This is a genomic window from Streptomyces sp. NPDC127100 (genome assembly GCF_042724095.1).
Classification (GTDB): Bacteria; Actinomycetota; Actinomycetes; order Streptomycetales; family Streptomycetaceae; genus Streptomyces.
The window spans coordinates 44,780-55,516 of sequence record NZ_JBHXFL010000047.1 but is presented as its reverse complement, the minus strand read 5'-3'; the positions used below and the strand labels follow the sequence as shown (position 1 = coordinate 55,516).

General features: G+C 74.5%; 10 protein-coding genes. 6 read left to right on the top strand and 4 right to left on the bottom strand.

What is annotated here, in order from left to right:
* Window positions 1-45: 45 nt before the first annotated feature.
* Window positions 46-606, bottom strand: coding sequence for a YceI family protein (locus ACFWJB_RS30260; protein ID WP_386926205.1), 561 nt, complete (start codon window positions 604-606; stop codon window positions 46-48).
* A 101-nt stretch (window positions 607-707) separates the two neighbouring features.
* Between ACFWJB_RS30260 and ACFWJB_RS30255 the strand changes: the two genes are divergently transcribed.
* Window positions 708-1,571, top strand: coding sequence for a helix-turn-helix domain-containing protein (locus tag ACFWJB_RS30255; RefSeq protein ID WP_386926203.1), 864 nt, complete (start codon window positions 708-710; stop codon window positions 1,569-1,571).
* Between the two features lie 13 nt (window positions 1,572-1,584).
* Here ACFWJB_RS30255 and ACFWJB_RS30250 read toward each other — a convergent pair whose 3' ends face one another.
* Both ACFWJB_RS30250 and ACFWJB_RS30245 read right to left on the bottom strand, forming a co-directional pair.
* Window positions 1,585-2,493: a carbohydrate kinase gene (locus tag ACFWJB_RS30250; RefSeq protein ID WP_385470293.1), complete on the bottom strand. Its 909-nt coding sequence runs from the start codon at window positions 2,491-2,493 to the stop codon at window positions 1,585-1,587.
* Window positions 2,490-3,551, bottom strand: a complete 1,062-nt coding sequence (locus ACFWJB_RS30245) for a LacI family DNA-binding transcriptional regulator (RefSeq protein WP_385470291.1) — start codon at window positions 3,549-3,551, stop codon at window positions 2,490-2,492. Before ACFWJB_RS30245 ends, ACFWJB_RS30250 begins: the two co-directional genes overlap by 4 nt.
* Before the next feature lie 194 nt (window positions 3,552-3,745).
* Between ACFWJB_RS30245 and ACFWJB_RS30240 the strand changes: the two genes are divergently transcribed.
* Complete coding sequence (locus ACFWJB_RS30240; RefSeq protein WP_385470289.1) at window positions 3,746-4,168, top strand: Rieske 2Fe-2S domain-containing protein; 423 nt, start codon at window positions 3,746-3,748, stop codon at window positions 4,166-4,168.
* Between the two features lie 27 nt (window positions 4,169-4,195).
* On the opposite strand, the gene ACFWJB_RS30235 is transcribed toward ACFWJB_RS30240, so the two are convergent.
* Entirely contained in the window at window positions 4,196-5,197 is a 1,002-nt protein-coding gene (locus tag ACFWJB_RS30235) for a hypothetical protein (RefSeq protein ID WP_386926199.1), read from the bottom strand.
* Between the two features lie 387 nt (window positions 5,198-5,584).
* On the opposite strand from ACFWJB_RS30235, the gene uvrC reads away from it, so the two are divergent.
* From uvrC to whiA, 4 genes are read left to right on the top strand one after another with little or no spacing between them, the layout of a single operon-like run.
* The gene (uvrC, locus tag ACFWJB_RS30230; protein ID WP_385470287.1) at window positions 5,585-7,642 is read left to right on the top strand and encodes an excinuclease ABC subunit UvrC; all 2,058 of its coding nucleotides are present in this window, start codon (window positions 5,585-5,587) and stop codon (window positions 7,640-7,642) included.
* Window positions 7,639-8,655 (top strand): RNase adapter RapZ, encoded by a 1,017-nt coding sequence (gene rapZ, locus ACFWJB_RS30225; protein WP_385470286.1) that lies wholly within the window; start codon window positions 7,639-7,641, stop codon window positions 8,653-8,655. The genes uvrC and rapZ overlap by 4 nt, the downstream gene beginning before the upstream one ends.
* A complete protein-coding gene (gene yvcK, locus ACFWJB_RS30220) occupies window positions 8,652-9,743 on the top strand; it encodes a uridine diphosphate-N-acetylglucosamine-binding protein YvcK (RefSeq protein WP_385470284.1) in 1,092 nt (363 codons plus the stop codon). Before rapZ ends, yvcK begins: the two co-directional genes overlap by 4 nt.
* Complete coding sequence (gene whiA, locus ACFWJB_RS30215) at window positions 9,734-10,726, top strand: DNA-binding protein WhiA (protein WP_385470282.1); 993 nt, start codon at window positions 9,734-9,736, stop codon at window positions 10,724-10,726. The genes yvcK and whiA overlap by 10 nt, the downstream gene beginning before the upstream one ends.
* Window positions 10,727-10,737: the final 11 nt, after the last annotated feature.

Below are 10,737 nucleotides of genomic sequence, written 5' to 3'. Positions count from 1 at the left end.
CCACGGAAGAACCCGTGGGACACGGCGCGTCCGCGCATCCGGAGCTCAGGAGCTCGCCGGCTCCACGAACTGCATGTCGAGCTGGATCTTCACGACGTCCCCGAGCAGCCCCGGAGCGAAGTCCAGCCCGAACTCGCTGCGCCGGATCTCACCCGTCGCCTCGAACCCGGCGTGCCGGCTGCCGTCCATCGGCACGTCCACCAGCCCGCCGAACTCCACGGCGAGCGTCACCGGCCGGGTCACCTCACCGATCGTCAGCTCGCCCTCCATGACCCAGTCCTCGCCCTCGCCCGACACCCGGGTCGAGCGGTAGGTCATCGTCGGACGCTTCTCCACGTCGAGCAGATCGGCGGCGCGCACGTGCGCGTCCCGGTCTGCGTTGCCGGTGTCGACGGAGGCCAGGTCGATCGTCGCGGACACCCGGACGTCCCCGGCCGTCTCCCCGACGAAGAGACCCGCCTCCACACCGGTGAACCGCCCCCGCACCTTGGCGATGCCGAGATGGCGGACGGTGAAGTTCACGGCGGAGTGGAAGGGGTCGAGAGCCCACTGACCCGGCGCGATCGGCAGGGGAGGGGTGGCGGTGGTGGCGATGTCGTTGGTCATGCCGACCACCCTGCGGGCCCCGCGCCGCGCGAGGGAGACCGGCCTGAGCGTGGTAGTCGCAGGGCCACCCTCCCGCCCGCACGGGTTGGTACGTTCCCCGGGTGAGCGACAACGAGTTGGGCACGTTTCTGCGCAGCTGGCGCGAGTCCGTCGGCCCCGCCGAGGTGGGGCTCCCCGCCGGCCCCCGCCGCCGCACGCCCGGACTGCGCCGCGCCGAACTGGCGACGCTCGCCGGCGTCAGCGTCGAGTACCTCACCCGGCTGGAACAGGGGCGCGACCGGCACCCGTCCGCCCAGGTGCTAGGCGCCCTCGCGGACGCGCTGAACCTGTCCCTGAGCAACCGGATGGTGCTGCGCCGGCTGACCAAGGAGGCCGACGGCGGCGACCCGCTCCTGTGCGCGGCGGCCCCGCCGCTCTCCCGTGAGGCGCGGCCCACCGTGCGTGCCGTCCTGGACCGGCTGGAACCCGCCCCCGCCGCGGTGCTGAACTGGATCGGCGACGTCCTCGCCCACACCGCCGGCTACGCCCGGCTCACCGGCCCGCTCGGCCTGCTCGACGCCGAGCAGCCCAACCTGCTGCGCCACCTGTTCACCGACGAGCGCGCCCGCGCCGCCTACCCCGACTGGGACCGCGTCGCCGACGACCAGGTCGCCCGGCTCCGGCACAACGCCCCGCTGCGGGACCCGTACGTCACCGAGCTGGCCGACGAGCTGACGGTGACGGCGGGCGCGGAGTTCACCGACCGGTTCGCCGACCTCGCGCTGACCCCGCGACGCGTCGGTACCCAGCGCGTCCGGCATCCGGAGGCCGGTGCGCTGAGCCTGCTGCACGAGACGCTCGCGCTCCCCGAGGACGGCCAGTGGATCGTCGTGCACCTGCCCGCCGACGACGCCACGGCCGCCGCCCTGGACCGCCTCGACGGACGCCGTCCCGGAGCTCTGCGGGCGGTACGGCCGGCCGGCTGAGACCGGCGGGCCGTCAGAGGGAGACCTCGTGGGCGTACGGCGGCTCCGCGCCCGCGCGCGAACAGGTGACCGCCGCCGCGCGCGCGGCGAAGCCCAGGAGGTCCGCCCAGCCGGCGGGCCCCAGCGCGGCCACCGCGGGCCCGGACAGCGCGTCCCGCACCGCCAGGCCGTGCAGCAGCGCCGCGTTGACCGTGTCGCCCGCGCCGATGGTGTCCACCACCTCGACCCGCTCGCCCGGCACGCTGTACTCACCGCCGTCGCGGGTGAAGGCCGTCAGCCCGTCGCCGCCACGGGTGATCACCACCGCCGCCGGACCGGCCGCCAGCCACTCCCGGGGGGTGCCGCCCAGCCACTGGGCGTCCTCCTCGGACAGCTTCAGCAGCGACACCGACGGCAGCCAGTCGGCGAACCGGGCCCGGTAGGCGTCCGGGTCCGGGATCAGCCCCGCCCGGATGTTCGGATCGAGCGCCGTGAACACTCCCCGCGCGGCCGTCTCGCGCAGCAGTTCCTCGTACGCGCTCGCCCCCGGCTCCAGCACCAGCGAGCAGGTGCCGAAGGACACCGCCCGGGTGCCCGGCGGCAGCGCGGAGGGCACCGTGAACAGCCGGTCGGCGGTGCCCTCCACGTAGAAGGTGTACGCGGCCGAACCGTCCGCGCCGACCGTGGCCGCGGCGAGGGTCGTCGGCTCGGCCCCGCGCTGCACCGGCGACACGTCCACACCGGTCTCGCGCAGCCGGTCCAGCAGGGCCTCGCCGAAGGCGTCGGACGACACCCGGGAGCAGAAGGCGGCGGGGGAGCCGAGGCGGCCCAAGGCGACGGCGGTGTTGAACGGGCCGCCACCGAGCGCCGGGCGCAGCGCGGCGAGGGCACCCGGGCCCTGCGGTACCAGGTCGATCAGTGCCTCACCGGCGACGACGATCACGGGAGGGTCCTTTCATGGTCCGGTTCGGAGGCCTGCCGGGGCTGCTCGGGGCAGCCGCAGGAGGTGCGGTGGACGAAGGCGCAGGGCAGCCGCACGGTCCGGGCCGGCCGGTCCGGCGCGGCGAGCCGTTCCAGCAGCAGCCGGACGGCCCGGGCACCGACGTCCTTGCCGGGCTGCGCGACGGCGGTCAGCCGGGGTGTGAACAGGTCCGCCCAGGCGAAGTCGTCGAAGCAGCACAGCGCGAGGTCGCCGGGCACGGACAGGCCGCGGTCCCGCAGGGCGCGCAGCGCGCCGAGGGTCATGTTGTTGTTGGCGGTGACCAGTGCGGTGGGCGGCGCGGGGAGGGACAGCAGGGCCGCCGTGGCCCGTGCTCCGCCGGCCGCGTCGGAGTCGCCGTGCACCACCAGCCGCTCGTCGAACGGCAGCCCGGCGGCGGCGAGGCCGTCCCGGTATCCGGTGATCCGCTCGGCCGTCGTGCTGAGTCCCGGCCGACCCGCGACCAGGCCGATCCGGCGGTGACCGAGCCCGGCGAGGTGGCCGACCAGTCCGGTGGTGGGCCCGGCGCTCTCCGCGCACACCTGGTCGAAGGGGAGGCCGTCGCCCGGTGGTGCGTCGACGACCCGGTCGAGAAACACGGCGGGCACCCGGTGGCGTGCCAGGTAGGCGACGAGGGCGTCCGGGCCGGCGGAGGGCGCGACGATCATGCCGTCCACGCGCCGCTCGTGCAGCAGCCGCGCGACCTCGACCTCGTGCCCGGGGTCGTCGTGCGGGTCGGCGACGAGCAGGCTGTAACCGCGCTCCAGGGCCTCGGCCTCGACGCCCTGGAGGATCTCGGTGAAATAGGGGTTGCCGATCGCCGAGACCGCGAGACCCAGGGAGCGGGTCCGGGAGGTCACCAGGGAGCGGGCGAGGGTGTTCGGGATGTAGCCCAGCTCGTCGACGGCGTCCAGCACCGCCCGGCGGGTGTGCGGCAGCACGGGGCGGGTGTCGTTGAGCACGTGCGAGACCGTCGCCACGGAGACCCCGGCGCACCGCGCCACGTCGGCCATGGTCGCCACCGGGACGCCCCCTCTCGTCGTGCCGCCGGCGTGCTGCCGGGGAGCGTATCCCGTCCGACGGGCGGCGTAAACGCTTGCGCAAGCGTTTACGCGGGCGGCCGCGCGGTGCAGGCCCACACCGCGACCCGCCCGGCCGGACGTCGGGCACCGCCGGATATCGTCGCCCTGCACACCCCCGACCAGTGGAGACGCCCATGCCCGGCCGCCCCGTCCCGAGCCGCCGTACCGTCCTGCGCTCGGCGGCCCTCACGCCCGTCGCCGGGCTCGGCCTGGCCGCCTGCTCGCCGGGTGACGACGGTGCCGCCGCACAGCCGACCGCGCCCGTCGACCTGGGCACGGACGGCGAGGTCGCCAAGGGCGACGTCAAGCTCTACCGGGAGCGGAACGTGGTGGTCAGCCGGGCCGAGGACGGCTCCCTGAAGGCGTTCAGCACGATCTGCACGCACGCGGGGTGCCCCATCAAGAAGCTGGAGGGGACGAAGCTCGTCTGCCCCTGCCACGGCAGTGAGTTCGACGCCCGCAGCGGCGAGGTGCTGCACGCCCCGGCGACCGTGGCGCTCATGGAACTGCGGGTCGACGTGAAGCAGGGCCGGATCGTCGCGAGCCCCGGCACCTGACCGCCACGCGTCAGCGGCGCCGCCCGCTCACTCCCAGTCCCACGCGATCCCCAGCAGACCCGGCCGCACCCGCGTCTCCACGAGGTGCGCCGAGTGGTGCGGCCCGCTCACGGCCAGCTCCCGCCGGCCGCCGCGCGGCGCCGCCGCCGAGGGCTGAGTGAACCGCCGGCAGCGTGCGGGCCGTGCCGCCGCGTCGAAGCCCACCTGGAGCGCGTACTGCCCGCCCGCCGCGCCGAACGCGCGGACGTACTCGTGCGACACGCCCGCGGTGCCGTCCTCGACGCCGTAGCGGAACAGATAGGTGTCCCCGGCCCGCAGGCGGGTGCCGAAGAGCAGCTCCGTCACCAGCACCCCGGTGTCGTGGTGGACGCGGACCCGCCCCGCACGGCAGTTCTCCAGCGCGTGGACGGCCATGCGCGCGGGAGCGCACCCCGGGTCGCCGTGGTGGACGGCGACGAAGCGGTCGACGCCGTCCCGGTGGGCGCGGACGATGTGGTGCGCCTCGCGCCCCGCCAGCTCGCGCCGGGCCCCGATCCGGACCCGTTCGTGGTGCCCGAGGGTGTGCAGCCCGTCGTCCGCGGACGAGAGGCCGAGCTCGCCCAGCAGCCGGTCCAGGACGCCCGAGGCCTCGACGCGGGCCCGGTAGGTGCGCGCCGCGGGCCGGTGGGCGGGGCCGTCGGCCTCGGCGAGCAGGCGGATCAGCGACTCCTCCGGCAGCTGGAGTATCTCCTCCAGGGCCCGCACGGCCCGCAGCGACTCCGGCCGCTGCGGACGCCGGGCGCCCTGCTGCCAGTAGCTGAGGCTCGTGACGCCCACCGTCACCCCGTGCCGCGACAGATGGTGCTGGACGCGCTGCAACGGCAGCCCCCGGGCGGCGATCGCGGCGCGCAGGGCGACGTGGAACGGGCCGCCGCGCAGGGCCGAGGCGAGCTCCGCGGCGTCGGCACCCGCGGTGCCGGCGTCCGTGGCGTCCATGACGTCCACGGTGCCGGCGGTGTCGGCGTCCGCGTGCTGTGTGGCGTGCGGCATGCAGGGGCCTTTCTGTGAAGGTTCACAACGGCTGGTCGGACCGTCCGGCGCCGATCCGCGGGGCCCGCCCCCGGTCGCGGCGCAGGGGAGGTCTGCACATCCGTACGCCGCGCTCAGGCCCCCGGGTTTCCCCGCATTGAAGCGTGTCGGCCTGGTCCCGACAACACCTTCGGCGGGACCCCGGCCCACTCCTGGCCGAGAACGCACGGGCCCGCCGCACCGGGGCCACCGCGCGTGACCGGCCGGCCCCGGACGGTCCCCGGGCGGCCTCCCGCGGGCCCCCGCCGGCTGCCTTCCGCGGGCCCCGCCCGCCGGCCGTCCACAGGGGCCGCGCCCGTCGTCCACAGCCCCGCCGGACTGTCGGTCCCCGCCAGTAGGGTGTGAGTCATGGCCGACCCCTCCAGCTACCGCCCCAGGCCGGGAGAGATCCCGGACTCCCCGGGGGTGTACAGGTTCCGTGACGAGCACCGCCGGGTGATCTACGTCGGAAAGGCGAAGAGCCTGCGCCAGCGCCTGGCGAACTACTTCCAGGACCTGGCGAACCTCCACCCCCGCACCCGCAGCATGGTCACCACGGCCGCGTCCGTGGAGTGGACGGTGGTGTCCACGGAGGTCGAGGCCCTGCAGCTGGAGTACTCCTGGATCAAGGAGTACGACCCCCGGTTCAACGTCAAGTACCGCGACGACAAGAGCTACCCCTACCTCGCGGTGACGATGCAGGAGGAGTTCCCGCGCGCCCAGGTGATGCGCGGCCACAAGAAGAAGGGCGTGCGCTACTTCGGGCCGTACACGCACGCGTGGGCGATCCGCGACACAGTCGACCTCCTGCTGCGCGTCTTCCCGGTGCGCACCTGCTCCGCCGGTGTCTTCAAGAACGCCGCCCGCACCGGCCGCCCCTGCCTGCTCGGCTACATCGGCAAGTGCTCCGCGCCCTGCGTCGGGCGCATCTCCGCCGACGACCACTGGGACCTGGCCGACGAGTTCTGCGACTTCATGGCCGGCCGTACGGGCACGTACCTGCGCCGCCTTGAGAAGCAGATGGCCGAGGCGGCCGAGGACATGGAGTACGAGCGGGCGGCCCGCCTGCGCGACGACATCGGGGCCCTGAAGAAGGCCATGGAGAAGAGCGCGGTCGTGCTCGCCGACGCGACCGACGCCGACCTGATCGCCGTCGCCGAGGACGAGCTGGAGGCGGCCGTCCAGATCTTCCACGTGCGCGGCGGACGCGTGCGCGGACAGCGCGGCTGGGTCACCGACAAGGTGGAGGACATCACCACCGCCGCCCTCGTCGAGCACGCGCTCCAGCAGCTCTACGGCGAGGAGAGGGGCGACGCCGTCCCCAAGGAGGTCCTGGTCCCCGCCCTGCCCGACCCGGTCGAGCCGGTGCAGCAGTGGCTCACCGACCGCCGCGGCTCGGGCGTCTCGCTGCGCATCCCGCAGCGCGGCGACAAGAGGGCGCTCATGGAGACCGTGCAGCGCAACGCACAGCAGGCCCTCGTCCTGCACAAGACCAAGCGCGCCTCCGACCTGACCACGCGCTCGCGCGCCCTGGAGGAGATCGCCGAGGCCCTCGGCCTGGACAGCGCCCCGCTCCGGATCGAGTGCTACGACATCTCCCACCTCCAAGGCGACGACGTGGTGGCCTCCATGGTCGTCTTCGAGGACGGACTGGTCCGCAAGAGCGAATACCGCCGGTTCCAGATCAAGGGCTTCCGGGGCCAGGACGACGTCCGTTCCATGCACGAGGTGATCACCCGCCGCTTCCGGCGCTACCTCGCCGAGAAGGAGCGGACCGGCGAGTGGGCCGACGGCGAGGACGTCCCGGAGGGCGAGCCCCTCAAGGACGAGGACGGCCGTCCGAGGCGCTTCGCCTACCCGCCCCAGCTCGTCGTCGTCGACGGCGGGCAGCCGCAGGTCGCGGCGGCCCAGCGGGCCCTCGACGAGCTCGGCATCGACGACATCGCCGTGTGCGGCCTCGCCAAGCGCCTGGAGGAGGTCTGGCTGCCCCGCGAGGACGACCCGGTCGTGCTGCCCCGCACGAGCGAGGGCCTGTATCTGCTCCAGCGGGTCCGCGACGAGGCCCACCGCTTCGCGATCACCTATCAGCGCGCCAAGCGCGCCAAGCGCTTCCGGTCGAGCCCCCTGGACGACGTGCCCGGCCTGGGGGAGACCCGCAAACAGGCCCTGATCAAGCACTTCGGTTCGGTGAAGAAGCTCCGGTCGGCCACGATCGACCAGATCTGCGAGGTGCCCGGCATAGGCCGCAAGACGGCCGAGACGGTCGCCGTGGCCCTCGCCCGGGCGACCCCGGCCGCGCCCGCCGTGAACACGGCGACCGGAGAGATCATGGAAGACGACGACGGGGCGGCCGGGACGACGGCGGATGCCCCGGGGGAGCCCGTGTCCGCGGGCACCCCGGACGAACGACGGGGGCAGGAGAGATGACCGAGCACGGCACACATCCCGCATCGGGACGAGAACAGACCCACGCCACGGCCGGCGGGGAGGCGGGCCCGCAGACGGCCCGGCCCGACGGACGCCAGGACAACGGAGCACAGGTGAGTACGGGCAAGGAAGCAGCCGGGGCGCAGGAGGCGGCCATCCCCGAGCTGGTGATCATCTCCGGCATGTCCGGGGCGGGCCGTTCGACGGCCGCCAAGTGTCTGGAGGACCTGGGCTGGTTCGTCGTCGACAACCTGCCGCCCGCGCTGATCCCCACCATGGTGGAGCTCGGCGCCCGCTCGCAGGGCAACGTGGCGCGGATCGCGGTCGTCGTCGACGTCCGCGGCCGGCGCTTCTTCGACAACCTGCGCGAGTCCCTGGCCGACCTCGACGCACGCGGTGTCACCCGGCGGATCGTCTTCCTGGAGTCCTCCGAGGAGGCCCTCGTACGCCGCTTCGAGTCGGTGCGCCGCCCGCACCCCCTGCAGGGCGACGGCCGCATCGTCGACGGCATCGCCGCCGAGCGGCAGCTGCTGCGCGAGCTGCGCGGCGACGCCGACCTGGTGATCGACACCTCCAGCCTCAACGTGCACGAGCTGCGCGCCAAGATGGACGCCCAGTTCGCCGGCGAGGAGGAGCCCGAGCTGCGGGCCACGGTCATGTCCTTCGGCTTCAAGTACGGCCTGCCGGTCGACGCCGACCTGGTCGTGGACATGCGCTTCCTGCCCAACCCGCACTGGGTCCCGGAGCTGCGCCCGTTCACCGGCCTGAACGAGGAGGTCTCGTCGTACGTCCTCAACCAGCCCGGGGCCAAGGAGTTCCTCGACCGCTATGCCGAGCTGCTCCAGCTGATCGCCGCGGGATACCGTCGTGAGGGCAAGCGCTATGTGACCGTCGCCGTCGGCTGCACCGGCGGCAAGCACCGGTCCGTGGCCATGTCGGAGAAGCTCGCCGCCCGGCTCGCCGCCGAGGGCGTGGAGACGGTGGTCGTCCACCGGGACATGGGACGGGAATGACAGGACGAACTCCGCGGCTGAGCAGGCTGCGCCGGGTGGTGCCCGAGGGCCGCGGCGGCAGACCCGCCGACGCCCGCGCCGCCCGGCCCGAGCAGGCGCGCGGCGGCAGGCCGCGCCGCCGGGGCGCCCAGCCCAAGGTCGTCGCCCTCGGCGGCGGCATGGGCCTGTCCGCCTCGCTCGCCGCACTGCGCCGGATCACCGGCGACCTCACCGCCGTCGTCACCGTGGCCGACGACGGCGGCTCCAGCGGGCGGCTGCGTGACGAGCTGGGCGTCCTGCCGCCCGGCGACCTGCGCAAGGCGCTGGCCGCGCTGTGCGGCGACGACGACTGGGGCCAGACCTGGGCCCGGGTCATCCAGCACCGCTTCCAGTCCCAGGGCGACCTGCACGAGCACGCGGTCGGCAACCTGCTGATCGTCGCCCTGTGGGAGCAGCTCGGCGACCACGTCCAGGCTCTCGACCTGGTCGGCAAGCTGCTCGGCGCGCACGGGCGCGTGCTGCCCATGTCCGCCGTCCCGCTGGAGCTCCAGGCCCTGGTCAGGGGCCACGACCCGGAGCGGCCCGACGAGGTCGACACCGTACGGGGACAGGCCACCGTCGCCCTGACCCCCGGCGAGGTGCAGTCCGTGCACCTGGTGCCGAACGACCCGCCCGCCGTCCCCGAGGCGGTCGAGGCCGTCCTGGACGCGGACTGGGTGGTGCTCGGCCCCGGCTCCTGGTTCTCCTCGGTCATTCCGCACCTGCTCGTGCCCGACCTGCTGGACGCGCTGGCCGAGACCAAGGCGCGCCGGGTGCTCTCCCTGAACCTCGCGCCGCAGCCCGGAGAAACCGAGGGCTTCTCCCCGCAGCGTCATTTGGAGGTTTTGGGACGACACGCCCCTAAACTCGCCCTGGACGTGGTGCTGGCCGACGAGGCCGCCGTGCCGGACCGTGACTCGCTCGCCGACGCCGCGAAACGGTTCGGCGCCGCGGTGGAACTCGCTCCGGTCGCCCGGACCGACGGGACCCCGAGGCACGACCCGGAGCTGCTGGCCGCCGCGTACGACCGTATTTTTCGGATGCATGGAAGGATCGGCCCATGGCGATGACGGCAGCGGTGAAGGATGAGATCTCCCGGCTTCCCGTCACCCGGACCTGCTGCAGGAAGGCGGAGGTCTCCGCCGTTCTGCGGTTCGCCGGCGGCCTTCACCTGGTGAGCGGGCGCATCGTGATCGAGGCGGAGCTGGACACCGCGATGGCGGCCCGCCGGCTCAAGCGGGACATCCTGGAGATCTTCGGGCACAGCTCCGAGCTGATCGTGATGGCGCCGGGCGGGCTGCGCCGCGGCTCGCGTTACGTCGTCCGGGTGGTGGCCGGCGGCGACCAGCTGGCCCGCCAGACCGGCCTGGTGGACGGCCGGGGCCGGCCGATCCGCGGCCTGCCGCCGCAGGTGGTCTCGGGGGCCACCTGCGACGCCGAGGCCGCCTGGCGCGGGGCCTTCCTGGCGCACGGCTCGCTCACCGAGCCCGGCCGCTCCTCCTCCCTGGAGGTGACCTGCCCGGGCCCCGAGGCCGCCCTCGCCCTGGTCGGTGCCGCCCGCAGGCTCTCGATCGCCGCCAAGGCCCGTGAGGTCCGCGGCGTGGACCGGGTCGTCGTCCGCGACGGCGACGCGATCGGCGCGCTGCTCACCCGGCTCGGCGCCCACGAGTCCGTGCTGGCCTGGGAGGAGCGGCGGATGCGCCGCGAGGTGCGGGCCACCGCCAACCGCCTCGCCAACTTCGACGACGCCAACCTGCGCCGCTCGGCCCGCGCGGCCGTCGCCGCCGGCGCCCGGGTCCAGCGGGCCCTGGAGATCCTCGCCGACGACGTGCCCGAGCACCTCGCGGCCGCCGGCCGGCTGCGCATGGAGCACAAGCAGGCCTCCCTGGAGGAGCTGGGCGCCCTCGCCGACCCGCCGCTGACCAAGGACGCCGTCGCCGGCCGCATCCGCCGCCTGCTGGCGATGGCCGACAAGCGGGCCTCCGACCTCGGCATCCCGGGCACCGAGGCCAACCTCGGCGAGGACGAGCTCGCCGACAACCTCGTCGGCTGACCGGGTCGCCC

What these genes read in the sequence shown, in the direction of transcription:
- ACFWJB_RS30260 (WP_386926205.1), bottom strand. Translation starts at nt 606, where the DNA reads ATGACCAACGACATCGCCACCACCGCCACCCCTCCCCTGCCGATCGCG.
- ACFWJB_RS30240 (WP_385470289.1), top strand. Translation starts at nt 3,746, where the DNA reads ATGCCCGGCCGCCCCGTCCCGAGCCGCCGTACCGTCCTGCGCTCGGCG.
- ACFWJB_RS30235 (WP_386926199.1), bottom strand. Translation starts at nt 5,197, where the DNA reads ATGCCGCACGCCACACAGCACGCGGACGCCGACACCGCCGGCACCGTG.
- uvrC (WP_385470287.1), top strand. Translation starts at nt 5,585, where the DNA reads ATGGCCGACCCCTCCAGCTACCGCCCCAGGCCGGGAGAGATCCCGGAC.
- rapZ (WP_385470286.1), top strand. Translation starts at nt 7,639, where the DNA reads ATGACCGAGCACGGCACACATCCCGCATCGGGACGAGAACAGACCCAC.
- yvcK (WP_385470284.1), top strand. Translation starts at nt 8,652, where the DNA reads ATGACAGGACGAACTCCGCGGCTGAGCAGGCTGCGCCGGGTGGTGCCC.
- whiA (WP_385470282.1), top strand. Translation starts at nt 9,734, where the DNA reads ATGGCGATGACGGCAGCGGTGAAGGATGAGATCTCCCGGCTTCCCGTC.